The sequence below is a fragment of the Bacillus sp. AFS077874 genome, assembly GCF_002566505.1.
Classification (GTDB): Bacteria; Bacillota; Bacilli; order Bacillales; family Bacillaceae_G; genus Gottfriedia.
The window spans coordinates 121,974-147,983 of sequence record NZ_NUYF01000007.1 but is presented as its reverse complement, the minus strand read 5'-3'; the positions used below and the strand labels follow the sequence as shown (position 1 = coordinate 147,983).

Sequence of the window (26,010 nt, the reverse complement as noted above, 5' to 3'; positions counted from 1 at the left end):
AGAATAAAAAGACAAGAATACTATTTCGTAATTGTCCTTTTTTCTATTACAAAATCCGCTCTTACAAATACGTTGGATCGAAGAAAATCTATAGCGACTGGACAAGTGTTATGGCGATTAAAATGTAATTAAGTTAATCAGCAGTACAGTATTTACAATTTTGGATACGGTTTTAAAGATATTGAGAATGTTTAATACCCTTCTCTCAAAACGATTAGGTCAACTTTTTTCAAAAAAACTTTCCCTTAAAAATAATAAAAGACAAGAATACAAAATAAGTAATCTTGTCCTTTTTTTTCATTTAAAGTTCATTTTCGCAACTCCTGGAAAAAATCATAAGCTGGTCCTCAGTGTGAGGACCAGCATTTATCTGTAAATAGTAGTCTATTAAATTATATATATAAGTTCTTATGCATTTACGATTAACTGCGCAATTTCCATTGCCTGTTCATTTAAATTCATCTTTTTATAATAATTAAATAATTCCTTCTTAGAACGCTCCACTAAAAAAGTAAAACCATTTTTAATAAACATTGGTAACGCTTTATTATTTAAATAATTATAGTACTCTTTTTCTTTAGATTTTAATAAATAAAGTAAAAGTTTGAATAAATGGATATATAAAATATAATTATTCTTTTTCGCTATGAACAATCCAGTTTCAGCATCATTTATTAATTCGTCTAGGTTAGAATAACCGTCTTCAAAAGAGCTTCGGACATAACCCTCTAATGATAATAAATAGGATAAAGCTTCTGAATCTTTTAGTAACATAGAGTCTTTATAATACTTTCTTGCTTCCTTATAATTTTTACCTCTGTAAAACTCATAAGCTAAATTATGCAAGACTTTTGCTTTTCGATCAGGTGCGTTACATAGTTCGCAGCTTCTAATCAAATTTTTAAAACGACTGATAATCTCTTCATCTAAAGTGTCACCTTGAATTTGAATAATCATTAACATTTCTGCATCAATAACTCTAAGATAGTTATTGATCTGTTTAAAAAATTGATGAGATTTTTCAGCATAATAATAGGCTAACACAGGAGCGTTTAATGTATGGTAAGCGGATGCTAAATGGTAATAAAATTCAGGGTTTTTATATACTGTATTATCGATGGACTTTAAAATTTGGATTACTTTACCATATTCTTGTTTCGCCAATGAATAGATTCCTAAAATATGCTTCAATAAGTTTCTTTCATAAGGAGCTAATTTGTCTTCTTTTTTTTGTAGCTTTTTTATGATTTTAAATGCTTCATTGCATTTACTATGTGCAAGAAAATATTTCGCTCTTAGTAACTGATACATATCATTATATTCCGAGATTTGAATTAATTCTTCCATTTCAAATTCATAGTAAATTTGATCCATCTCTTCAAATAATTGCATAATAATTACATCATGCCAGTGAAGTAATCGTTGTTTTATATTCATAAAATTAGCTACTTCTAATTCCATATCAATTCCAAGTCTTTTGGATAATAAATTTATAATTTCAGGTGCGTACTTTGTCTGTGCACATTCTATTTTACTAATATGGGTAACGGAGCAAATGTTTTTTCCTAATTGTTCTTGTGTTAGTTTGTACTTTTCTCGATAAAATTTAATGATTTTTCCTTCATACATAACTAAGTCCTCCTCCCATTCCAGGATGTTAAAAATAGTGCCTAATACTAAAATTCTACATTTAACAACAAAAATAGTATATTTAGAATAGCCGTATAGTATGTGAAGTAATACTTAAAGATATGTTAAGGAAAAATAAAATTACGATAAATTTAAGAGAAAATGAAGAGTGAAATAGGGCTGATTACACAATATTTATCTATTCTTTAATTAATTACATTTATTAGGAAGACCATGTGTGAAAAATTGTATTATTTCAAAAGGTTTCTATAATAGTAGGAAATTTGTCGATTTTCGAGTTAAAGGTAGGAGGAGGATGGTCCATACAAAAAAACTGTAAGCAAATTGGCTTACAGTTTTTTATTCGACCTTATTACCAATTCTAAAAAGCAAAGATAATTGCTTAGCTAAATATTGAGGAGTATAAGGCATGTCATTTCTTAACCAAGATACAATTGTACCAATCAGTGCTGATGACCCGTACCAAATAATAATATCCTTTTGAATATCCGTCTTAATGTGTAAAGAATCAATTTCTCTTCTTTTTGTGATTGTTTCAGTAATGATTTTTAATAATTGCTCTGTGAAGATTGGCGTTTTAGTAGAAGCAAGAACTACTTTATAAAACTTTGCATTCTCCGCTATATGTTCAAGTAGATTTAGAAGTCGCACTGAGTCAGTTTCTTCTATAGACTTAAAGGTCGTTGAACCCCTCATGATTTGTCCAAGCTTCTCTCCCATTTCCAAAGCCATTTTCTCCATCATATCTTGTATGTCGCGATAATGTAGATAAAATGTAACTCGGTTAACTGTTGCGCGTTCGGCTATACTGTTAACCGTAATTTTGTTTATGTCCATCTCCTGAAGCAAATCGATAAAAGCGTCTTTAATTAATTGGCGCGTACGAATGACCCTAGGATCTACTTTTGTTTTATCCTTCAAATCAAATCACCTTTTCCATGAAATTTACATTTTTTTCAGATGTGTTTATTATTTTTAGTTTTAACTACAGAACTAAAAAGAGTGATAACTACAATACATTTCTTCTAATATTGTCGGTTGTAAGAACGGTCTATCTAATTATAATGTAATTTATATCATGTTAATTATTAAACACTTTGTAAATTATGTCCATGATAAAGAGAGAAAGGAATGATGGGGGATTGAATAAAACTTCTGGAATTGACTCAAATTCGATAAAAAAGGGACCTGTTATGTTTATTTTGATTTTAGGTGCCTTTCTGGCAACATTAAATCAAACGCTTATGAGTGTTGCTATACCTGAGCTGATGGTTGATTTTCATATCAAGGCAGCTACAGCACAATGGTTAACAACAGGCTACATGCTAGTAAACGGTGTATTAATTCCGATTACAGCTTATTTAATGCTACGTTTCACCACACGTGAACTATTTCAAGCTTCAATGATTATCTTTTTGGCAGGAACAATTGTATCGGCAATTGCGACCGATTTTCCTGTTCTGTTAACAGGCCGCTTGATTCAGGCTGCAGGGGCAGGAATTATTATGCCACTATTAACGAACGTTATTTTGACACTTTTTCCGCCAGAAAAGCGCGGAGGAGCGATGGGGATGGTTGGACTAGCGATTATCTTTGCTCCAGCAATTGGTCCTACACTTGCAGGTTATATAATGGAGAATTACAAATGGGAAACGATGTTTTACGGAATGATTCCATTTGCTATTCTTGTAATCGTACTTGGCTTCATTTATCTACGAAATGTTTCAGATCGTATTAAAACAAAATTTGATCTTCTTAGCGTTACATTGTCTACAGTCGGTTTTGGTGCAATGCTTTATGGTTTCAGCCGAGCTGGAAGTTTAGGTTGGTCGAATTCAGAAGTAATTAGTACGATTGTTGTCGGGGTATTGGCCCTTGTACTCTTCGCATGGAGACAAATGGTTTCACAAAATCCTTTACTTGATCTGCGTGCATTCAAGTTTAGTATGTTCTCATTAACGACAGTTATTAATATCGCAGTAACAATGGTCATGTATGCAGATATGATGCTACTTCCACTTTACTTACAAAATATCCGTGGCTATACACCTGTTGAGTCAGGCCTTCTATTACTTCCTGGGGCATTGGTAATGGGCTTCCTAATGCCGGTTACAGGTAGGTTATTCGACCGCGTTGGTGCAAAATGGCTAGCTATCTTCGGAATGATTATTACAATTGCAACAACACTTGGCTTCACAAACTTGACGGACTCGACGAGTTACACATATCTGGTACTTATGTCCACTGGTCGTCGAATCGGTATGGCATTAATGATGATGCCAATACAGACAGCTGGATTAAATCAACTTCCAAAACAATTAAATGCACACGGTACGGCAATTACGAATACAATTCGACAAGTTGCTGGAGCAGTTGGTACATCACTTCTAGTTACAGTTATGACAAATCGTACAAAAACACATATACAGGAATTAATTCCTACAGCGGCTACTAAAGGATTAACACAGGCCCAGTTAATAAAAGAAGCTTCTATTAATGGAATTAACGACGCTTATCTAGTGATTGTTGGAATAGGAATCATTGGATTACTACTTTCTTTCTTTATCAAGAAAGTCAAACAAGCGGCTTCTGAAGAGGCAACAGTTAAGTTAAAAGAGGTAACAGTTAAAGCATAATAATCATAATTAATTGGAGGAATATAGATGAGACTTCAAGACAAAGTAGCTGTAGTAACTGGAGCTGGATCAGGAATGGGAAAAGCAATTGCTGTCCTTTATGCAAAAGAAGGCGCAAAAGTGGTAGTATCTGATATTAATGTAGATGCTGCAAATGTTACCGTTGAAGAAATAAAATCAAACGGTGGAGATGCTATAGCTGTTATGGCTAATGTTGCTCTCGAAAATGATATTCAAAACGTAATTGATTCTGCCGTTCATACTTTTGATACAGTAGATATTCTAGTTAATAATGCAGGAATTATGGATAACTTCGAACCTGCTGGTGATATTGAAGATGATAAGTGGGAAAGAGTTTTTGCTGTCAATACAACAAGTGTAATGCGTTCAACAAGAAAAGTCTTACCGATCTTTTTAGAAAAAGAGCAGGGAGTTATTATTAATGTAGCTTCTGCAGGTGGACTTCAAGGGGCTAGAGCAGGAGCGGCTTACACAGCCTCTAAGCATGCAGTTGTTGGATTTACGAAGAATACTGGATTCATGTACGCAACAAATGGAATCCGATGCAATGCAATCGCTCCAGGTGGAGTTGAAACAAATATCGGTTCATCTATAACAAATATCAATCACTTTGGTATGGGACGAATTCAAGCAGGATTAGGAGTTAATCCACGAGTAGGTAAACCAGAAGAAATTGCAGAAATAGCATTATTCCTTGCTTCAGATGAATCAAGCTTTGTAAATGGTACTGTAATTACTGGTGATGCAGGTTGGACTGCTTATTAAGGTAGGGAATTTTATATTGAAAAGGGAAGACCGTCTGAAATTTTTCGGACGGTTTTTTTATTTTTTTTGAAATATTTTTTAGAATTTGATCAGGGAGAGAGTTAGCAGTGCGGGGCATACCTCTTCAATGTGACAGAATTATGAAAAATATGGAATATACATAAAGTTTTCAGATTATTTAGGGTGATTGCCAAGTTTAAAATGATACATTAAAAATATATTAATATTTTATTAGTTTTGGATTTTTTAATTGAAACAAATACTAGATTAATATACAAAAAAAAAGGAGCGTTAGTATGAAGAAGAAAATTGTTTTTGTAATTTGTTTGGCTCTTCCCATTTTCGCAAAATCTGTAGAATCAGCTTCAGCGACACAGAAGTATGATGGGAAACTAACTAGATATTTAGAATCCAAAAGTCTTTTATGAAAAAGCTAAATAATCTATTTACATTTCTACTATCTATATTTTTTGTATTTATTGTAATGAGAGCATTTCTTGGAGAATTTCTTTCAAGGCTTATTCCATATGCAAATGCCTTTTTTGATATAGTCTATTTTTATGTTTAGTATTAATTGTTAATAAAATCATAAATATGGTTTTGTACTATAAAAAAAATAGGAAATTCTATATTAGTAAATTTGGTTTCGGAGCATTTACACTTACTTATATAGTATTTTTGGTTTCTGTTCTTTTTTCAAGAAACTCACTGGGAAATCATTATAGAAACAATTATATACCGTTTAAAACGATTTTAGGATATATAGACAGTAAAGTTGACTTTATTTATATCTTTTCAAATATTGTGGGGAATATTGTAATTTTTATTCCTCTAGGATGTATAGTTTATTATTACTTTTATAGAACGATGAAAGTTTCTATTTGTATTTTAGTTTCAATATTATTAGTAATACATATAGAATTTATACAAAAAAATATGTTGTAGGAAGTTTCGATATTGATGATATACTATTAAACTCACTTGGGATTTATTTAGGTATAAAAATATTAGTAGGAGAAGGTAACAAAATATCTAAAAACCTTCTTGAAAAATCAGATCAGGACAGTATATAAAATTATGTGTTGATGAGCTAACTCCACCAATAATTAGTTGGTGGCTTTTTTTTTTTTTTTTGGAAGAGTTATAAAAAAATAACCCCTCATCTTAAAAAATGAAGGGTAGTTACTCAGAATATATTATCCAACGTGATTCTTAACGTCCTTCTCATCAACCCAAGCCTCTAACTGATCACGACCAGGTAAGTTATCGATTTTATTAGCAGAGAATACTGGATCCAAACCTTGTTTCTTTTGAGAAACATAATCTTTTAATAAAGCTTTTACAACTTTAGCTAAACGCGTAATTGCGTAAAGATTAACTAATACCATTAATCCCATGAAAATATCTGCTAAAGACCAAATTAAATCAGCACTATATAATGCTCCGAATAATACCATTCCAATTACAGCAAAACGGTATAGGTAAATTGATTTTTTCGAATGCTTCATGAAGCTAATATTTGATTCACCGTAGTAATAGTTACCCATAATTGTACTTAATGCAAATAAGAATACTGAAATTGAAACGAATGTTGCAGCAAAATCACCTAGACTTACACGTAAAGATTCCTGTGTTAAAGGAATACCTGATAGTTCAGATGTTTTATAAACGCCTGAAACTAATACGATCATAGCTGTAGATGAACAGATGATAAATGTATCGACAATTACACCTAATGCTTGAATTAAACCTTGTTTTATAGGGTGAGTAACGTCAGCTGTTGCAGCTGCGTTTGGAGCTGAACCCATACCAGCTTCGTTTGAGAATAATCCACGACGAATTCCATGAAGAACTGCAGCACCCATGACACCGCCAAACATTTGTTTAAACGAAAAAATTCCTTCAGAGAAAATTGCACCAAATACATCTGGTAAAATATCGAAATTTGAAAACATTACCCATAAAGCTAGAATAATGTATACACCAGCCTTGATCGGCACTAAAACAGTTGAGAATTTTGCAACGGAATGTACGCCACCAAAAATAATTAATGCCGTAATAATAGCAAGTACAATCGCAGTTGTTTTTGTATTTACGCCAAATTCATTATTAATAGAAGCAGCAATCGTGTTTGCTTGTACTGCGTTAAAAATAAGACCAAAAGATAAAGTAATTAAAATACTAAAAATAACACCAAGTTTTCGATTACCTAAGGCTTTTTCCATATAATAAGCAGGTCCACCACGCCATGAAGAACCATCTTTCACTTTATAAAGCTGAGCCAAAGTACTTTCTACAAATGCTGAAGCTGAACCAATTAATGCCATTAACCACATCCAAAAAACTGCACCTGGTCCACCTAATGCCACTGCTGTTGCAACACCGGCAATATTCCCGGTACCAATACGAGCAGCCATTCCGATCATAAATGCTTGTAATGAAGAAACAGTCTTTTTGTCTTTGTCTTTGTCTTTGTTTCGTCCATCAACTAATAATCGAACCATTTCAGGGAAGAATTTAAACTGAATAAATCCTAAATAAACCGTTAAAAATAGGCCAATTGCAACTAATAAAATAACAATTAATTTAGCCCATAAATAGTCGTTGAGTACTGTAACCAATTCTGTCATGAATCCCTCTCCTTTGTAAGAATATTCGCAAAATTATCCGATAATTTTGACTTCAAAGTGTAATAATAAATTATTCTGCTGACAAAGGCAACACTTTTTTAATTATTGTTGATTAAAAAAAGTTAATATTAAAAAAAGATTAAAAAAGTAAGTGTTCACTTACTTTTTGTTGACGAAATTCAATTTGATTCATATACTAGAAAAGTAAATAAACACTTACTTTTTTGTAGCATGCTAAAATTAAGATTTTGTTTCCTTTTTAAAAATGGTTTTTAAGGAGGTAAAAAGTGAATAAGGGAGAAAGAACAAAGCATCACATCCTAGAGAAGTCGATCCAACTATTTGCGAAAAATGGTTATGATGGCACGACAATTAATCAAATTGCAAAGGAAAGTAAAATTTCCGAAGCGACGATTTATAAGTATTTTAAAAGTAAGCTTGATGTATTGATTACCTGTGTAAAACCAGATATTCAGGACGTTTGGATGGAAGAGGATTTTAGTAAATTTTCAATTGAAGAATTGCTTAGGTTATATGTTGAGAAAAGGATTAAATGGGTAGAAAAGAATCGAAATCAAATTGAGATCTTGATCAGTGAAACTTTACGACACCCTGAGTTATCAGAAATTTTCTTTCAACAGATCTATCGGAAAACACCAATCGAAGAAGAAATAGAATCAAGAATGCTTGCAAAAGAAACAAATTTCCATTTAGAAATTCCTATACTAAGTTTAAGTATGATTACGACGATTATCTCGATTCTTAATCTACAAAAGAGTGTTCTGGATAAAGATCCAATGCATATTACAGATGACGCTATAAATAAAATGGTGCAATTAATTTTATTTGGATTAATAGGAAATAAAAGTCCTGAATAAATATGAAAATGAGTTTAACGGGAGAATGGTTTAGTATTACCTTTTTATTTTTAAAAGAGAATATTAAACTATTTAAATGTAATAAATTGACCGAAATACATATTTGGTCAATTGGTCTAACAAGGGGAGTGAGAATGTGTTTAAACAAGAATGGAAAAATATTCTAAAGAAACCAATGACGATTGCAACAATCATTGCGATTGGTCTTGTACCAATGCTTTACTCATTAATTTTCTTATCAGCTTACTGGAATCCTTATAATAAAACAGAAAAACTATCTGTTGCAATTGTTAACAATGATAAGGGTACTGAATTTAATGATAAAAAGCTTAATGTTGGGAAAGATTTTGTAGAAGGTTTGAAAGATAATAAGTCATTCAAATGGAAAGTTACAAATAAAAAACAGGCAATGGAAGGATTAAACGATGAAAAATATTATTTAGTCATCGAATTACCTTCTAACTTCTCCAAAAATGCAGCTACGTTATTAGACGAAAAACCGCAGAAAATGAAATTAAATTATTACACAAATGCGGGTAAAAACTATGTAGGCGCACAAATTGGTACAAATGCAATGAAAGAAGTAAATGCTACTATCTCAAAAGAAATTACAGAACAATATGCTAAAACAGTTTTTGATAATTTCAAGGATATTGGAAAAGGCATGACAAAAGCATCTGATGGTGCAGGTAAAATCAATGATGGTGCTGCAAAAATTACAGATGGAACAGATGTATTAAATAAAAATTTAAAAAAATTAAATGACAGCATGATCACATTTGAAAATGGTAGTACAAAACTGAAAAGTGGAGCGACACAATTATCAGATGGTATTAAACAATCAAATGATGGTGCTAATAAATTAAATACTGGTTTAAATACTCTTCTAGAAGGTACGGGTACGTTAAAAGCTGGTTCTGGTGATTTAAATAATGGACTTTCGCAACTTGCTGAAGGCGGTAGTAAAATTGAAACTGGGTCTTCTAAGCTAGAAACAGGAAGTAACCAATTAAATGCTGGACTAAAACAATCTTATGCTGGCGCAACCCAACTGCAAAAAAATGAAGCAGGATTTAATCAGAAACTTGGTGCTACTAATGATGCTCTTAAATCAATCGTTAATGGATTGCAAGATGGTTCATTAAGTAAAGAAGATTTACAGAAATTAAAAGCAATCTCAAACAGTTTAGATCAACTATCAAAAGGAAGTAATCAAATTAAAAATGGTGTTGATCAAATTGCTGCAGCACAAGGTCAATTATATGAAGGTTCAAATAATCTACTTGCTGGACAAAAAGAATTAAATACAAATTTAAGTTTATTTAATAGTAAATTGAAAGAAGCGTCTAATGGAGCAAATCAATTAGCTCAAGGAAGTAATGATTTATACAATGGTACTAAGGCATTAAGTGAAGGAAGTTCGTTACTTTCAATTGGCCTAGGTAAATTAAATACAGGTGGGGATCAATTAGTCCAAGGGATCAATCAGTTAAATGATGGTTCTAAACAACTATCTGATGGAACGAATAAGTTATATAGTGGGTCTGGAGACTTATTAAAAGGAGCAACTGATTTAACAAAAGGAACAACTGAACTTCATAAATCCCTGAAAGATGGTGGAGATGAAGTAAACAAAGTTCAAACAAGTGATGAAACTGATAAATTCTTTGCAGAACCAACAAAGCTAGTTTCTCATAAAATAAATAATGTAAAAGAATATGGTGTAGGTTTAACACCGTATATATTATCTATAGGACTATTTGCTGGTGGATTAATGTTCACTTCAGTATATCCAATGAGAAAGAACTCTATTGCTCCGACTACTGGTTTAGCTTGGTTCTTTAGTAAATATAGCGTTCTTATTTTCGTGGGGATCATGCAATCAATCGTAGCAGATATGGTTTTAATTTATGGTATGGGTCTTGATGTGAAAAACGTGTGGTTATTCGTAGTGTTTACAATTATCACGAGCTTGACCTTCTATTCATTAATACAATTCTTAACTGTTACATTAGGAAATATAGGGCAATATTTAGTGTTTGTTATGATGTTATTACAAATTGGTGGAACTTCAGGTACATTCCCAATTTCATTAACACCAACATTTTTCCAAACGATTCATCCATATTTACCTATGACTTATGCTATAAAAGGATTCAGAGAATTAATCTCTAGTTCTGTTAGCAAAGGGTTTGTATGGGATCAAGTCTACTATTTATGTGGATTTGCAGCGTTATTTATTATCCTAACAAATGTAACTTTTGCAGTTCGTGTTAAATTATCTAAGAAAAATCAATTAAGTGAAATCGAGGCTTAATACGATAAAATAATAAAAAGGATTGAAGTCTAATTAAAAAAGATTTCAATCCTTTTTTACTATTAGTGAAATAAAAATCATTTGTAAATCCTCCAATTAAAATTATTGTGTTGTGCTCCTGTCGAGAAGAACAATTTAAGTCTAACAATTATCTATACAAAGAATTGTTTCATTATTGAATTGAGTAATTTCTTAGATAATACAATGGGTATTGGTAGTTGTTTTTACTACCTTTTCGAGAAAACGAATAGATAAATTTGGAAGCATTACGAAAAAAAATTTGATTTTTTACTTTAACAATATAATCTTCATAATTAAAATAGGTAATTAACTTAAGTTTGCAGACATGATGTACTCCGATAATCAGAACATTAGTATCCGATCTAATACAAAAAAAGAGCCCTCCTTTCCGATTAAGTGAAAGAACGGCTCTTTTTCGTGTGAACTGGTAAATTTAGTTTTTATTTCATACTAATAATTCATATGTGTATAGAATTAAATAGTAAATAGACTCAGTAATTAAAGAAAGAGTAGCTCGAAACTGTCAGATGTATATCGAGTTTATATCTATCTAAATGGTGAATTAGTTCGTTACCGAAATGTAATTGACGGTGCATTTTATGGACACGTTTCAAATAGTCTAAAAGCTGAGATGTTGTACGTTTAGTACCAACAGATGCTAGAGGTGTTCAGGGAAAAGCAATAGAAGTAATTGTACAAGAAAATAATTGGTTAGCTGCTCCAACTTTGAATAAATACCATGAAGGAGATGCGACTTTATCAGGTAAAGTTGCAGAAGGTACTTCTTATGTAAATGTTTATGTAAATGATACCTTAATTCGTAAGCGTAACGTAGAAGCAAATGGAGTTGACCTTATTTCTTATTTAGGTGACGCAGGTGCTAAAGTTGGGGATACCATCAAGGTTGTTCATTTTAATTACAAAAACGAAGTAGGTAAAGCAGCTATTCTTACTGCAGTAGCTTCTTCAGTTGAAACAATAGATTATTTAGCGGGGGATACAACACTCTATGGTAAAACTACAGCGACTTCAGATAAGGTTGATCTCTATGTGAACGGTGAGTTCCTCCGTATACGAGTTGTTGATAAAACAACAGGAGAATTCTTCGCAAGTATGTTGAAAGATGGTATTTTACCTAAAGTAGGTGATGAAATTAAGATTGTATCTCGAACTGATAAGGGATTTATTCTATCTGCCTACATCACAAGAAGCGCCTACAGTTAATGAATTCATAGGATTGCTTCAATAATGTTTTTTTCATTTAATCAGCTCAGTAATAAGGAATAAAAATGAGGCGACTATTTTATCATAAAAAAGTAACTTAAACAGTAAATGTGAATTATGTCACAAAATAGACAATTTATAGACACGATTTAGACAAATAAGATTAAGTCAAAACCCCTTTGGAAAAGTAAACTAGAAGTAACAAGAGATACCATTGAATGGTTCTCTAAAATTTACTTAATGAATTATTTGTGAAAAAATGTTCAAAGTATGCTCGAGCTTATTGAAAATTTTTTTGAAATGATTTTTATCCTAAGGGGGATGTACTGTGAGTGTGTTAGAGCTTGCAAGAATACAATTTGGTTCCACTACAATTTTCCATTTTTTATTTGTACCACTTTCAATAGGTTTAGTATTTATGGTAGCAATCATGGAAACATTGTATGTTTTTCGAAATAAAGAAGAATATAAAAAGTTAACAAAATTTTTTGGGCACTTATTTTTAATTAATTTCGCAGTTGGTGTTGTGACAGGTATTATTCAAGAGTTTCAATTCGGTATGAACTGGTCTGAATATTCCCGTTTTGTTGGGGATGTTTTTGGAGCACCACTGGCAATTGAGGCACTTTTAGCATTTTTTATGGAGTCTACATTTTTAGGAATTTGGATATTTGGTTGGGAAAAACTTAATAAAAAAATTCATTTAATGTGTATTTGGTTAGTTGCTTTCGGAACGTTAATGTCTGCGTTTTGGATTTTAGCAGCCAATTCTTTCATGCAGGAGCCAGTAGGCTTTGCGATTAAAAATGGTCGTGCAGAAATGACCGACTTCTTAGCAATCATTACAAATCCACAACTTAAAGTTGAGTTTCCTCACACAATTGCTGGAGCATTAGCAACTGGAGCGTTATTTGTTGCGGGTGTAAGTGCGTATAAAATCTTAAAAAAACAGGAAACAGAATTATTTAAAAAAGCATTTAATCTTGCAATGGTGTTCGCGCTAATTGCAGGAATTGGTGTTGCATTTAGCGGACATTCTCAAGCGAAGCATTTAATGAAAACACAGCCGATGAAAATGGCTGCAAGTGAAGGGCTATGGGATGATAGCGGAGACCCTGCAAGCTGGATGGTCTTTGGTCTGATTGATTCGAAAAAGAAAGAAAATAAATATGAGGTAGAGGTACCATATTTATTAAGTTATCTAGCTTATGAGAAGTTTGAAGGTAAAGTACCTGGTATGAATACTTTACAAAAACAATATGAAAAAATATATGGTCCTGGAAATTATATTCCACCAGTTAATACAACTTTCTGGAGCTTTAGAATTATGGCCGGAGCAGGAATGGTCATGATCTTAATGTCGATGCTAGGTTTATATTTTAGCTATCGTAAAAAATTAGAGTCAAAAAATCTATTCTTAAAGGCATCAATTTTACTAATTTCTTTACCGTTTATTGCAAATACAGCTGGATGGGTCATGACAGAAATAGGTCGCCAACCATGGACAGTATTCGGTTTAATGACTACTGCTGAATCTGTATCACCAAATGTTTCAAAAGGATCACTGATTTTTTCAATCACAACATTTACAACAATGTACGCAATATTAGCAATTGTTTTAGTTTACTTGTTTGTGAAAGAAATTAAAAAAGGAACACATCATGTTGAAACAGAAAAAGTTCCTACGGTCGATCCGTTTGAAAGGGAGGCTACAATCGTATGATTGCGTTAAATGAATTATGGTTTTTACTTGTAGCAGTTTTATTTATAGGATTCTTCTTCTTAGAAGGCTTCGATTTTGGTGTAGGTATATCTACAAAGCTACTAGCCAAAAATGATACTGAAAGAAGAATCTTAATAAACACAATTGGACCGTTTTGGGATGCAAATGAAGTGTGGTTATTAACTGCAGGTGGAGCAATTTTTGCAGCATTCCCAAATTGGTATGCAACGATGTTTAGTGGATACTATATTCCGTTTGTATTTGTATTAATAGCATTAATAGGACGTGGTGTTGCTTTTGAATTTAGGGGCAAAGTTGAAAGTTCTAAATGGGCAAAGGCTTGGGATTGGGTAATTTTCTTCGGTAGTTTATTACCACCATTTTTATTCGGTGTATTATTCTCAAGTGTTCTAAGAGGAATGCCAATCGATCAAAATATGAATATATCTGCTGGTTTTACAGATTACGTAAATTTATTCACAGTAGTTGGCGGGATAACGGTGACATTACTATGCCTCTTACACGGGTTAATGTTTTTAACATTAAAAACGGTTGGAGAATTAAGAAACCGTGCACGTTCTCTAGCGCGTATGGTAATCATGCCAGTATTCCTATTCTTAGTTGCATTCACTGGTATGGCATATTTTGAAACGGATATGTTTAAAGTAAAAGCATATGTAACAGTTCCACTTATTTTATTAATCGTAGTATCTTATATTCTTGCTACAATATTCATCTTTAAAAAACGAGATGGCTGGTCATTCGCAATGTCAGGACTTGGAATTATCCTAACAGTAGGAACACTATTTACTTCTCTGTTCCCAAGAGTCATGATTAGCTCGATCAAAACTACGTATGACTTAACTGTTTATAATGCTTCATCTGGTCCTTATTCATTAAAAGTAATGACAATAGTTGCATGTACACTATTACCATTCGTACTAGGTTACCAAATTTGGAGTTATTATGTATTTAGAAAAAGAGTGGATGAGAAGGATTTGACTTATTAATGGGAAAAGATCTTATTAAATATAAAGGGATTAATCGATTATTAATAATCCTATCTTTTTTAACAATTATACAAGTAACGGCAATTATTATTCAGGCATATATGCTTTCACAAGCTATTGTCAGATTGTTCAATGGAAAAAATAGTAGCGATATTTTATACGCTACTATTTTCTTCATTAGCGCATTTGTCTGTCGATATATTATTTCGACGATCAAACAAAAATGTTCGGAGCATTTTGCGGACATTGCTTCAACCGAAATGAAAATGAAAGTTTTGGAGAAGATTTTTAAACTTGGACCAAGATTTGCAAGAAAATCAGGAACAGGTAATATTGTAACGCTTATTATGGAAGGCACTACACAACTAAGAAATTACCTAGAAATCGTTCCATTGAAAATGATTAACTTAGCAATTGTCTCACCAGTAATCGTGATCTATATTTTCTTTGTTGATAAAGTTTCTGCAGTTATACTAATCGTGACATTTCCAATCATTATTATTTTTATGATATTACTCGGTTTGGCAGCTAAAAAGAAATCAAATAAACAATGGAAGGTTTACCGTATTTTATCGAACCATTTTACTGATTCATTACGTGGTCTAGAAACATTAAAATTTCTAGGATTAAGTAGAAAACATATTAAAAAGATCGAAAATGTAAGTGAAAGATACAGAGAAGCAACGATGGGCACATTAAAAGTAGCTTTTTTATCATCATTTGCACTAGATTTATTCACAATGCTGTCAATCGCTACAGTTGCCGTCTTTTTAGGACTTCGTTTGATTGACGGTGTAATTTTATTAGGCCCAGCATTAACAATTTTAATTTTAGCTCCTGAATACTTTTTACCAGTTCGTGAAGTTGGAGCTGATTATCATGCAACTTTAAATGGTCAAGAAGCTGGGAAAGCAATGCAAGATATTTTAGATGAGCAAGAATTTAAGTCTCAAGATATCACTCCGCTAACAGGTTGGAATCGTGCTAGTAAAATTAATTTAAAAGATGTATCGGTAAAACCCGAAAAAGATGGTCAAACGATTTTATCAAATATAAATTTGAATATAACAGGGTTTCAAAAAATTGGGATTGTTGGAGAAAGTGGTTCTGGTAAATCAACGCTTATTGATTTAATAGGTGGATTTTTAGAGCCAGCAAACGGGACTATTCAAATTTCAGGTGAAGAGGTATCCCATCTGCAAATAGAAGATTGGCATAAACAGTTAATCTATATTCCACAAAGTCCTTATATTTTCTCAAAAACATTAAACGATAATATAAGCTTTTATAAACCTAATGCTACTAAAGAAGAAATTGAAAATGCAGCCGATCAAGCTGGGTTAACTTCTTTAATAGAAGAATTACCAAAAGGATTAGAAGAAAAAATTGGTGAAGGTGGAAGAGCTTTAAGTGGGGGACAAAGTCAACGTGTTGCCCTTGCTAGAGCTTATCTAGATAATCGTCCGATTCTTTTGTTAGACGAACCTACTAGTCACCTTGATATTGAAACTGAGTTTGAATTAAAACAAACAATGCTTCAGTTATTCTCTGGTAAATTAGTGTTTTTGGCTACACATCGCCTACATTGGATGAAAGAAATGGATCAAATTATTGTGATGAATGAAGGTAGCATCATTGAAGTTGGTACCCATGATGAACTATTAATGAAAAAGGGTCATTATTATCGATTAATTCATAGTTAGAAGGTAAGTATATGTTAAATAAAAATGGATGGGTTTTACCATATATAAAAGAAAATCGTCGTTTATTTATAGTTGTGATTTTCTTAAGTTCACTGACTATATTTGCAGCGGCTTCTCTTATGTACACTTCCGGCTATTTAATCTCTAAAGCAGCAACAAGACCTGAAAATATTTTAATGATTTATGTACCAATCGTTGCTGTACGTACATTTGGTATTTTAAGGTCGGCTTCTAAGTATGTTGAAAGATTAGTCGGACACAATACAATTTTAAAAATCTTATCTAGAATGAGAACAAGATTATTTAGTAATCTTGAACCGTATGCACTTACGATCAATTCGAAGTTTAAAACAGGGGATATTCTAGGGTTATTAGCAAATGACATTGAATATTTACAAGATATTTATTTAAAAACTATTTTCCCTGGAATTGCCGCATTGTTTATCTATTTTATATCGGTAGTAGCACTTGGATTCTTCTCCGTACCATTTGCAATATTAACAGCAGTCATTTCCTTTGTTTTAGTAGGTGTCCTACCGTATTTTTCATTATTAGTTGAAAAAGCGCGAACTTACCAAATAAAAAAGGAAAAAAGTCATTTATATGAAAATTTAACTGATGCAGTTATGGGTATTAGTGATTGGTTATTTAGTGGTAAACAAAATAGCTTTATTAAAAATTATAGAGAAATGGATGAATCGTTAAGAAACATCCAAAACAAGGAAAAAAGATTTAGAAGACGTCGCGATCTAGTTGCTCAATGTATTGTAGCAGTCTTAGTTTTGATGATGCTATATTGGGCTGGGAATGAAAGTTTAGCTGGAGAAATTCCAAGAACTTTTATCGCCGCATTTGTTTTAGTTTTATTTCCTTTAACAGAAGCTTTTATTCCACTATCAAATTCTCTTGGAAGTGTCCCTTTATATACCGATTCAATCAATCGCCTAGAAGGGATTAAAGAAGTGAGTCGTGATCAGGAATCACCCAGTATTGAAGGAAATATTGAAGATTATCGAAAAATCGAATTTAAAAATGTATCTTTTCATTACTCGGAAAACGAAACTATCTTAAATAATGTTTCTTTTACAATTGAGGAAAACAAAAAAACTGCATTATTAGGCCCGAGTGGTTCAGGAAAATCGACTATTCTTAAACTAATTGAAGGAGTAGAGAACCCTATTGAAGGAAACGTTAAAATAAATGAGATCGAAAGTATAGCTTTAGGAGACCAAATTTCGAAAGTTGTATCAGTACTTAATCAAAAGCCATATTTATTTGATACTACAGTTATAAATAATATTCGTTTAGGAAATCCAAAAGCAAGTGACGAAGAGGTAATCGAAGTCACGAAAATGGTTGAACTGCATGATTATATAGCATCACTTCCAGAAGGCTATAATACACCTATGCAAGAAACCGGTGTAAGATTCTCTGGTGGGGAACGTCAAAGAATAGCCCTAGCCAGAATCCTTCTTCAAAATACACCAATTGTTATTTTAGATGAACCAACTGTTGGGTTAGATTCAATAACAGAAAGAAAACTACTTCAAACGATTTTTAAAGTATTAGAAGGAAAAACAGTATTATGGATCACACATCATTTAATCGGTGCAGAAATGGCTGATCAAATTCTTTTCTTAGATAAAGGTAAAATTGCAATGAACGGCTCACATGAGGAACTTATAAAAAGTGAAGATCGATATCGTAATTTATTTGAATTAGACCGACCATTTAGATTAAGTGAATAGATGCTGACTCTGACTAAATTGTTGGAGTCTTTTTTTTATGATAAATACAGTTTGACGGAAAATGATTTACATGATATATTTATCTCGAATTCGAGATATATTGAGTTCAAAATAAATTTTTACTAACTCTTTACTAATTTTTTTAGTATTCTTCAGCAATAGAATCACAAAATAAAAAAGCTTATATATAAATAACTATTTTAAATGGAGGAATTTCGTATGAACGGCTTAAAAGGGATCCATCACGTAACAGCAATAACTAGCAGTGCAGAAAAAAACTATGAATTTTTTACTTATGTTTTAGGTATGCGTTTAGTAAAGAAAACGGTCAATCAGGACGATATTCAAACATACCATTTATTCTTTGCAGATGATAAGGGAAGTGCTGGAACGGACATGACATTTTTCGATTTCCCTGGTATTCCAAAAGGAGTACATGGAACAAATGAAATTTCAAAAACATCCTTCCGAGTACCAACTGATGCAGCATTAGATTATTGGGTGAAGCGTTTTGACCGATTAGAAGTGAAACACTCAGGAATCAAAACACAATTTGGTAAGAAAACATTATCTTTTGTTGATTTCGACGACCAACAATATCAACTAATTTCAGATGAAAATAATAAGGGGATTGCATCAGGCACACCATGGCAAAAAGGACCAATCCCATTAGAATACGCAATTACAGGACTAGGACCAATATTTATTCGTGTAGCTAATTTCGAATTCTTTAAAGAAGTAATTGAAAAAGTACTTTTATTTAAAGAAATTGATAAAGAAGGTTCATTCCATTTATTCGAAGTCGGTGAAGGTGGAAATGGAGCACAAATTATTGCGGAGCATAATGAAATATTACCTCAAAGCTTCCAAGGATTTGGTACTGTTCACCATGTAGCATTCCGTGTAGAAGATACGTCTGTATTAAAAGAGTGGATTAAACGACTTGACTCGTTCCGTTTACCAAACTCTGGCTATGTAGATCGTCATTTCTTCGAGTCATTATACGCAAGAGTTGCTCCACAAATTTTATTTGAGTTTGCGACTGATGGACCTGGATTTATGGGAGACGAACCATATGAAACACTTGGTGAAAAGTTATCTTTACCACCTTTCTTAGAACCAAAACGCGATGAAATTGAAGGAATGGTTCGTCATATTGATACTGTTAGAAGTACGAAGGAATTTATAAAAGAATAGAACTTTATATAAAACAACACTTACAATTTATGTGGGTGTTGTTTTTATTTCTACTCCTACTGGAAGCCCGAATACAGTATTTGCATCAAATAGTGCGACAAATCTCCAAAATATTCATGTCAGGACAATAGGGGAAATATAGCACTTACTGATTAAATTAGTGAGTTTTATTAAATAACTCTTAATTAAACTTCCAAAAATTACCTAAAAAATTAATGCATAAACCAATTTGTTATTCTAATGAAATATTTCACTGAATAAAAATCTTATGAACTAAAATAATTTTTTAGGAGAGGGAACATGAATAGTACATCTGGTAGGCGTTTATCGAAGGATGAAATGGTTACATTAATACAAAATGGACTAGAGCGGACAAATAATCCGAAAAAGATTGTTATAGTAGGAGCGGGAATTTCGGGGTTAGTAGCAGGTTCTTTATTAAAAGAAGCAGGACATGAAGTGACGATTTTGGAAGCAAATGGTCGAGTAGGTGGTCGGATTTATACGAAAAGAGCACCTTTTATAAATGACCAATATATGGAGTTAGGTGCGATGCGTATTGCTTCTAATCACAAGCTTGTACTTGAATATATTAATAAATTTAAATTAAAAGTGAATGACTTTATAAATGGGAAATCAGAGGATATTATCTATGTAAATGGCGTAAAAACAACGCAAAAGTTATACGAACAAAATCCAGATATTTTAGGCTATCGTGTATCGGCCGATGAAAAAGGAGTAAATGTTGATCAGTTAATTGAAAGATCGTTAAAAACTTTAATTGACTTTATTAATCAAAATCCTGATGAGAACTGGAAAACTATTATTGAAAATTATGATAATCATTCGATGGATTCATTTTTAAGATATAATCCAATCGGAACACCATTGTCACCTGGTGCTGCAGAAAAAGTGAAAGTACTTCAAGGGATGGAAGGATTTCCTGAGCTTGCCTTTACTGCTATTTTAAGAGAGTTCATTGTATTACTTTCAAAGGAAATTAAGCTATACGAGATTACCGGGGGGAATGATCTACTACCTAGAAAGTTTTTAACACAATTAAAGGAGAATATATACTTTGGTCAAAAAATGAAAAAAATAGTGCAAGAAAATAATCAAGTAACAATTCATTCAGATCATTATACAAGCCATCTGCCTTATCAAACTACTGCTGACTATGCCATTATTACCATCCCCTTTTCATTATTAAATTTCATTGAAGTCATCCCAAGAAACTCATTTTCTTATGATAAATGGAAAGCAATTCGAGAATTACACTATGTTCCTTCTACAAAAATTGGACTTCAATTTAAAAGTAGATTTTGGGAAAAGGATGGGACATTAGGTGGGAAATTAATTACAGATTTACCTATTCGCTTTGCTTACTACCCAAGCAATCATAATGGGAAAAACGGGTCAGGAATCATTTTAGCCAGTTACACATGGGAAGACGATGCATTGATTTGGGATAGTATGTCAGAAAATGATCGCATTATGAATGCATTAAAAGATTTGGCTACCATACATGGTAAACAAGTATATACAGAATTTATTACAGGTTACACACATAGCTGGGCTCTTTATCCATACTCAGGAGGAGCGTTTTCAATGTTTAAGCCTGAACAAAATAGAGAGCTGACGCCATATATCTCTACACCTGAGGGGAGAGTACATTTTGCTGGTGAACATACATCATCTGCCCCTGCATGGATTGAAGGTGCAGTTGAATCAGGAATACGCTCGGCATTTGAAGTCAATAACCGGACCTTCCATGAACGATAAAATTCATTTTTATTTTTCTTTCGAATATAGTGAAAATAGAGGATGTTTTTTTATTCGAGGGAGTGATTAGTTTGAACGAAAATAACCAAGGACTTCAATTTACCCCTGTGAAATCTTGGAATGTTTTTCATGGCCCAAATGACCCTTGCCCACCAATTGGTACAAAATTTTATTCTACACCTCCACACTTATATTTAGGATTTCAGCCACCAGGACTAGAGCAATTTTCATACAAAGAGGCATTGAAAAAAGGTACGTTATGGAAAGTGTTTTATGACTTTTACGACAATCCATATAAAGCAAGGAGGGATTAAAAATGACTGAACAACTTCCTCCAGAGTATTATCAGGATTTAGAGGAACTGCAAGCTGTTGATTTCGTACTTGTAGAACTAACTTTATATTTAGATACTCATCCAGGCGATCAAAATGCAATTAATCAATTTAATCAATACGTCCAATATAAAAAACAAATCGAAGCTAATTTCGAATCAAAATATGGACCATTATATCAATTCGGTGGCAGTTATTCAGATCAAAACTGGAACTGGCATAAAGGCCCATGGCCATGGCAGGTTTAGAAGGAGGGAATATTCATGTGGGTTTATCAAAAAAAATTACAATATCCAGTTAAAGTAAGTACCTGTAATCCTATGCTTGCCAAATTTTTAGTTGAACAATATGGTGGAGCAGACGGAGAGTTAGCTGCTGCCTTAAGATATTTAAACCAACGATATTCTATTCCAGATAAAGTTATTGGACTTTTAACAGATATCGGAACAGAGGAATTTGCTCATTTAGAAATGATTGCTACGATGATTTATAAGTTAACAAAAGACGCAACACCAGACCAGATGAAAGCTGCCGGACTAGATACACATTATGCATCTCATGATAGTGCATTGTTCTACCATAATTCAGATGGTGTACCGTTCACTACTGCTTATATTCAAGCAAAAGGTGATCCAATTGCGGATTTATATGAAGATATTGCAGCTGAAGAAAAGGCGAGGGCAACTTATCAATGGATCATTGATCTTTCTGATGACCCTGATTTAAATGATAGTTTAAGATTTTTAAGAGAGCGTGAGATTGTACATTCACAGAGATTTAGAGAAGCTGTGGAAATTCTAAAAGATGATCGACAACAGCGGAAGATTTTTTAAATATCCTGTACAATAAATTTTTTCAAACCTGTTCCTGGTAGATTGGGAGCAGGTTTTTATTATTTATAATGAATGTTTGAATGATAAAAAGAGAACTAAGTCTGAACTTAGTTCTCTTTTATGTTTTTATCTATATAACTTAATCCTATTTCTTCCTAAGAATCGCAACCAATAAAGCAATCACCGAAAGAACAGCCGCCACAATCGACATAACCAAAGAAGTATTACTTGAACCTGATTTCTCTGTATCCTTCTTAACAGTTGTATTTTCCGTCGCTTTAACATTTTCACCTTTTACTGTTGTGTCTTTTACGATATTCGTAATCGAGTGTGGTGCTTCTGATTTTTCGTCACCAGTCCACTCAACGATACTTCCATCTTTATAATATTGATATGCATCCCAAGCTCCATTTACTTCAGCGTCTGGATTTTTGGCCATAAATACGAATTGTTGAAATTGTCCCGCTTGAATACCATCATTTTCTGCACTCCAAGTAACAGATGTAACAACTCCGTTTGCAGCTTTTGTTTCGCTAAATTTCCATCCTAAGACAGGCTGATATGAAACAAATTCAAATTTTGATGGTATTTTAAGTGTAACTTTTGTTGTAGCAATTTCTTTTTCAGATGGTACTTTCATTGTGTATGTTTCCCAAGCACCAGGGGTTGAAATTTTAGGGTTAACTACAACATGCGCGCTGGCAATCCCAGTATAGATCATTGTCATCGCGAATGCTGAAGCGATAATTTTAGACGTTTTTAAAATAAATTTTTTCATTTTTGTTAGTCTCCTTTTAATGTAATAATCATTTACTACCTACTATATATTTAAAATCTACATCTACAGAATCGAGAGAGTTCGTTAAAATGTGGACTTTTACATTCCAATGTCCTGCCATATCTGTATAAAATCCTTGTGTTTCATAAACACCTGCCGAATTTTTCTTAACTTGAGTAGTGTTATTTCCCATATTCATGTCAGTATTTTTAAAGGTAAGCGTAACTTGTTGAATAGTGGATACAGGCTTATTATTTTTATCTCGTATATTAATTTTAAATTTGTTTTTTCCGACTATGTTCGGAGTCGCGTGTAATGTAACTGAATAACCTTTATTTAGCTTTGTGTTACTAAAAGGACCAGGTGATTCCATTGCAGTTGGTAGGTTTGTTAATAAGGATGATAGGATTAGAACGATTACTCCGATACTTATTTCAAACCAAACAGATTTTCCTAATTTATTTTTTCTGCGTTTACCTTTGATAAAATGAATCAATCCTAAAAGTAGCATGATTAGAAATAAGATCACTTTTCCGCATAAAACCTTGCCATAGGTTGTATGTAATAAAGAATAAAAGTTAGGTATATACTTTAAGCTTGCGTAAATACCAGTTGCCATTAGTAAAACGACCGATAATGTTGCCCAACTAGAATATCGTTGGATCGTTTTCCAGTAAACGTCATTTGCGTCATGTTTCTTATGCGTTTTAGGAAGTATATAGCTTATGCCTATTAATCCTCCTAGCCAAATTGAAACAGAAAGTAAATGAATAAAATCAAAGAAAACTGGTAAAAATTCATTTTGCATAGAAGCATGCCCAATAAAAGCTTTTGAGATTAGTAAGAAAATGCCAATTAATAAAGCACTTAACCACCAATAGAAAGAACTTTTTTGTTCACTTCTCCAAGCCATATACAGTGAATTAGCTAGAACAATAAGTAGAAGAATTTGGATTACCCATACACTTCCGAATTTAGTACTGTTTATTGTTTCCAATAGCAAATCCTTGTGAAAAATACTTGGCCATGAACCATTAGTATAGTTTTTTGTTTCAACTAAAAGGCTTAAAAGAACACTAAATAAAATTCCAAAATAGAAGATTAACAGTAAAACTTTAGTATTTTTAAAGGTATTAGTTCTATTTTTCTGGTCGTTTTTGTAAATGAATAAACTAAAAAATAAAAGTCCTACAAATAAAAGTAAACTCATGTATTCAATCAAGTAGGTTCCCATTAAGTCTGTATTGGGTAAGGATTGGTTCGGTTTATTCAAGATTGTTGATGAACCATCAACTTTTCCTACTCTGAATGGAATTACACCATTTACTGAATGGCCATCACTAGAAATTACCTTCCAAACAATATGATAATTTCCATCTGGTAAATTAGGTTTTAAGCTTCCTTCTAAAATTGAATGATTTTGCTTATTTATATTGCCATTTCGCAAATCAACTCGATTCCCTACCTCATCTAAAACTTGTAAAGAATGAAATGCAGACTGTACTGATTCATCAAATTGTATTTGAATACGTTGAGGAGATTTTATAAAAACTTCATTCTCTTTAGGTGTAGATTTGATGATATAGGCATGTGCTGAAGCTAAGGACGGAAATAAAGTAGCAGCAATCAATAATAGTAAGAAAGAAAACCCTATAACTCGGATTTTCATTTTTTTTATGCCACCTCATATCTATTAGAGTGAATTAAAAAATAAAACAACTTCTAAATTTTAAAGTAAAATTGTGATAGAAATGTGATAAACTTTAAAATTTTATTAGAACAGGGATTAGATAGTAAGATTATTCAACGGTGTATTAATCTTTATACAAAAAAATAATCCACAAGTAAAACCAATTACTTGTGGACTTTTCTTCATTCATTATTTATTTAACAACCAACTTACCAACAGATTTAGATGGCTCTAAAGATATGGTATATTCTCCTTTTAATGGATTATTTAATAAGAGAATATTTTTTCCAGTTTTCAATGGAATGTTAATACCTAAGTCAGTAGAGGCCAATCTTGCATTGCCCCCGGCATCTGGATCAACATCAACAATTATTTTAGTCATTGTCGCAGGTTTGAATATTGTATTTCTCGGACTTAAACCTGATGGTGTTACGTGTATTGTTGCGTATTGAAGGTCATTTTGATCGTCTTGTTTTGCAGCTTGCTTTTGTGGTTGCCCAATGACACCAACGTTTACTTTATCCATATTAACGGTAAATATGATGACGAATATAACTAGGATTGAAGTTAATATGACAGTACTGTTTGATGTTTTGGCATGATTTCTCTTATTCTTATTTTTTTGATTTGAATTTGAAACTAGCTTTCGATCAACGAAAAATAATAATAGATAAATGAAAACTATAAACAGAATATCCACAATAACGACGCTTATGCTTGAAATGAATGTCATATATCCGATGACAGTCCCTACAAATGCACCGAGCAAGGACGCTAACATTCCAGTAATGCCATTATTAAATAGTTTCTTCGATAAAACCAAAAATAATATGACTAGTAATAGATTGAAAATGATCGATAATAGTACATTATAATTTGTAGTTAACATGATTAAGAAACTAATTGTAGCTGAGGATACACCGACCAATAAAGAAATCATTGATTTTAAAGTAATAGGAAATCTCTCTCTATTTCGATAAAAATGATTAAAGCTATAACACGTAAGAAGGAGTACTAAGAATAGACTTCCATACTTTAATACCATATAAGCACCTCTAAATTCGTTTTAAAG

At 32.4% G+C, this 26,010-nt stretch carries 21 protein-coding genes; 15 read left to right on the top strand and 6 right to left on the bottom strand.

Features of this window, described 5'->3' with window-relative positions:
• Positions 1-408 precede the first annotated feature (408 nt).
• Positions 409-1,629 carry a helix-turn-helix domain-containing protein gene (locus COJ46_RS06790; RefSeq protein WP_097973494.1) on the bottom strand — a complete coding sequence of 407 codons (1,221 nt, stop codon included), beginning with the start codon at positions 1,627-1,629 and terminating at the stop codon, positions 409-411.
• A 360-nt stretch (positions 1,630-1,989) separates the two neighbouring features.
• Positions 1,990-2,571 (bottom strand): TetR/AcrR family transcriptional regulator, encoded by a 582-nt coding sequence (locus COJ46_RS06785; RefSeq protein WP_098565795.1) that lies wholly within the window; start codon positions 2,569-2,571, stop codon positions 1,990-1,992.
• 191 nt (positions 2,572-2,762) lie between these two features.
• Between COJ46_RS06785 and COJ46_RS06780 the strand changes: the two genes are divergently transcribed.
• The 3 genes from COJ46_RS06780 to COJ46_RS25225 all read left to right on the top strand — a co-directional run bounded on the left by COJ46_RS06780 (position 2,763) and on the right by COJ46_RS25225 (position 6,017).
• Positions 2,763-4,286, top strand: coding sequence for a DHA2 family efflux MFS transporter permease subunit (locus COJ46_RS06780; protein WP_098565794.1), 1,524 nt, complete (start codon positions 2,763-2,765; stop codon positions 4,284-4,286).
• A gap of 27 nt (positions 4,287-4,313) precedes the next feature.
• On the top strand, positions 4,314-5,072 hold the full coding sequence (locus tag COJ46_RS06775; protein WP_098565793.1) for an SDR family oxidoreductase: 759 nt from the start codon (positions 4,314-4,316) through the stop codon (positions 5,070-5,072).
• Positions 5,073-5,666: 594 nt separating this feature from the next.
• The gene (locus COJ46_RS25225) at positions 5,667-6,017 is read left to right on the top strand and encodes a VanZ family protein (RefSeq protein ID WP_098565792.1); all 351 of its coding nucleotides are present in this window, start codon (positions 5,667-5,669) and stop codon (positions 6,015-6,017) included.
• Between the two features lie 251 nt (positions 6,018-6,268).
• Here the strand turns inward: COJ46_RS25225 and COJ46_RS06765 are convergent, their stop codons facing one another.
• The gene (locus tag COJ46_RS06765; protein WP_098565791.1) at positions 6,269-7,702 is read right to left on the bottom strand and encodes an alanine/glycine:cation symporter family protein; all 1,434 of its coding nucleotides are present in this window, start codon (positions 7,700-7,702) and stop codon (positions 6,269-6,271) included.
• A gap of 287 nt (positions 7,703-7,989) precedes the next feature.
• Here COJ46_RS06765 and COJ46_RS06760 point away from each other — a divergent pair, with 287 nt between their 5' ends.
• The 12 genes from COJ46_RS06760 to COJ46_RS06705 all read left to right on the top strand — a co-directional run bounded on the left by COJ46_RS06760 (position 7,990) and on the right by COJ46_RS06705 (position 22,470).
• Entirely contained in the window at positions 7,990-8,580 is a 591-nt protein-coding gene (locus tag COJ46_RS06760; RefSeq protein WP_097973486.1) for a TetR/AcrR family transcriptional regulator, read from the top strand.
• Between the two features lie 136 nt (positions 8,581-8,716).
• Positions 8,717-10,897 carry a YhgE/Pip domain-containing protein gene (locus tag COJ46_RS06755; RefSeq protein WP_098565790.1) on the top strand — a complete coding sequence of 727 codons (2,181 nt, stop codon included), beginning with the start codon at positions 8,717-8,719 and terminating at the stop codon, positions 10,895-10,897.
• A gap of 747 nt (positions 10,898-11,644) precedes the next feature.
• Positions 11,645-12,142 (top strand): hypothetical protein, encoded by a 498-nt coding sequence (locus COJ46_RS06750; RefSeq protein ID WP_098565789.1) that lies wholly within the window; start codon positions 11,645-11,647, stop codon positions 12,140-12,142.
• A 328-nt stretch (positions 12,143-12,470) separates the two neighbouring features.
• On the top strand, positions 12,471-13,865 hold the full coding sequence (locus tag COJ46_RS06745) for a cytochrome ubiquinol oxidase subunit I (protein ID WP_097973481.1): 1,395 nt from the start codon (positions 12,471-12,473) through the stop codon (positions 13,863-13,865).
• A complete protein-coding gene (cydB, locus tag COJ46_RS06740; protein WP_098565788.1) occupies positions 13,862-14,875 on the top strand; it encodes a cytochrome d ubiquinol oxidase subunit II in 1,014 nt (337 codons plus the stop codon). The genes COJ46_RS06745 and cydB overlap by 4 nt, the downstream gene beginning before the upstream one ends.
• On the top strand, positions 14,875-16,578 hold the full coding sequence (gene cydD, locus COJ46_RS06735; RefSeq protein WP_098565787.1) for a thiol reductant ABC exporter subunit CydD: 1,704 nt from the start codon (positions 14,875-14,877) through the stop codon (positions 16,576-16,578). The genes cydB and cydD overlap by 1 nt, the downstream gene beginning before the upstream one ends.
• An 11-nt stretch (positions 16,579-16,589) precedes the next feature.
• Positions 16,590-18,326 carry a thiol reductant ABC exporter subunit CydC gene (gene cydC / locus COJ46_RS06730; protein WP_097973475.1) on the top strand — a complete coding sequence of 579 codons (1,737 nt, stop codon included), beginning with the start codon at positions 16,590-16,592 and terminating at the stop codon, positions 18,324-18,326.
• Positions 18,327-18,545: 219 nt separating this feature from the next.
• A complete protein-coding gene (locus COJ46_RS06725) occupies positions 18,546-19,523 on the top strand; it encodes a ring-cleaving dioxygenase (RefSeq protein ID WP_097973474.1) in 978 nt (325 codons plus the stop codon).
• A 300-nt stretch (positions 19,524-19,823) separates the two neighbouring features.
• Positions 19,824-21,305, top strand: coding sequence for a flavin monoamine oxidase family protein (locus tag COJ46_RS06720; RefSeq protein WP_097973472.1), 1,482 nt, complete (start codon positions 19,824-19,826; stop codon positions 21,303-21,305).
• 71 nt (positions 21,306-21,376) lie between these two features.
• On the top strand, positions 21,377-21,619 hold the full coding sequence (locus COJ46_RS06715) for a spore coat associated protein CotJA (protein WP_141437749.1): 243 nt from the start codon (positions 21,377-21,379) through the stop codon (positions 21,617-21,619).
• Between the two features lie 2 nt (positions 21,620-21,621).
• Positions 21,622-21,885, top strand: coding sequence for a spore coat protein CotJB (locus tag COJ46_RS06710; RefSeq protein WP_025569246.1), 264 nt, complete (start codon positions 21,622-21,624; stop codon positions 21,883-21,885).
• 15 nt (positions 21,886-21,900) lie between these two features.
• Positions 21,901-22,470: a manganese catalase family protein gene (locus COJ46_RS06705; protein WP_025569244.1), complete on the top strand. Its 570-nt coding sequence runs from the start codon at positions 21,901-21,903 to the stop codon at positions 22,468-22,470.
• Positions 22,471-22,615: 145 nt separating this feature from the next.
• On the opposite strand, the gene COJ46_RS06700 is transcribed toward COJ46_RS06705, so the two are convergent.
• From COJ46_RS06700 to COJ46_RS06690, 3 genes are all read right to left on the bottom strand, one after another.
• Positions 22,616-23,248, bottom strand: coding sequence for a YcnI family copper-binding membrane protein (locus COJ46_RS06700; RefSeq protein ID WP_098565786.1), 633 nt, complete (start codon positions 23,246-23,248; stop codon positions 22,616-22,618).
• 28 nt (positions 23,249-23,276) lie between these two features.
• Positions 23,277-24,917, bottom strand: coding sequence for a copper resistance protein CopC (locus COJ46_RS06695; protein WP_097973469.1), 1,641 nt, complete (start codon positions 24,915-24,917; stop codon positions 23,277-23,279).
• Positions 24,918-25,131: 214 nt separating this feature from the next.
• Positions 25,132-25,983: a hypothetical protein gene (locus COJ46_RS06690; RefSeq protein ID WP_098565785.1), complete on the bottom strand. Its 852-nt coding sequence runs from the start codon at positions 25,981-25,983 to the stop codon at positions 25,132-25,134.
• Positions 25,984-26,010: the final 27 nt, after the last annotated feature.

Coding starts and splice junctions, on each gene's coding strand:
- COJ46_RS06790 (WP_097973494.1), bottom strand. CDS start 1,629: ATGTATGAAGGAAAAATCATTAAATTTTATCGAGAAAAGTACAAACTA.
- COJ46_RS06780 (WP_098565794.1), top strand. CDS start 2,763: ATGATAAAGAGAGAAAGGAATGATGGGGGATTGAATAAAACTTCTGGA.
- COJ46_RS06775 (WP_098565793.1), top strand. CDS start 4,314: ATGAGACTTCAAGACAAAGTAGCTGTAGTAACTGGAGCTGGATCAGGA.
- COJ46_RS25225 (WP_098565792.1), top strand. CDS start 5,667: ATGGTTTTGTACTATAAAAAAAATAGGAAATTCTATATTAGTAAATTT.
- COJ46_RS06765 (WP_098565791.1), bottom strand. CDS start 7,702: ATGACAGAATTGGTTACAGTACTCAACGACTATTTATGGGCTAAATTA.
- cydB (WP_098565788.1), top strand. CDS start 13,862: ATGATTGCGTTAAATGAATTATGGTTTTTACTTGTAGCAGTTTTATTT.
- cydD (WP_098565787.1), top strand. CDS start 14,875: ATGGGAAAAGATCTTATTAAATATAAAGGGATTAATCGATTATTAATA.
- cydC (WP_097973475.1), top strand. CDS start 16,590: ATGTTAAATAAAAATGGATGGGTTTTACCATATATAAAAGAAAATCGT.
- COJ46_RS06725 (WP_097973474.1), top strand. CDS start 18,546: ATGAACGGCTTAAAAGGGATCCATCACGTAACAGCAATAACTAGCAGT.
- COJ46_RS06720 (WP_097973472.1), top strand. CDS start 19,824: ATGAATAGTACATCTGGTAGGCGTTTATCGAAGGATGAAATGGTTACA.
- COJ46_RS06710 (WP_025569246.1), top strand. CDS start 21,622: ATGACTGAACAACTTCCTCCAGAGTATTATCAGGATTTAGAGGAACTG.
- COJ46_RS06705 (WP_025569244.1), top strand. CDS start 21,901: ATGTGGGTTTATCAAAAAAAATTACAATATCCAGTTAAAGTAAGTACC.
- COJ46_RS06700 (WP_098565786.1), bottom strand. CDS start 23,248: ATGAAAAAATTTATTTTAAAAACGTCTAAAATTATCGCTTCAGCATTC.
- COJ46_RS06695 (WP_097973469.1), bottom strand. CDS start 24,917: ATGAAAATCCGAGTTATAGGGTTTTCTTTCTTACTATTATTGATTGCT.
- COJ46_RS06690 (WP_098565785.1), bottom strand. CDS start 25,983: ATGGTATTAAAGTATGGAAGTCTATTCTTAGTACTCCTTCTTACGTGT.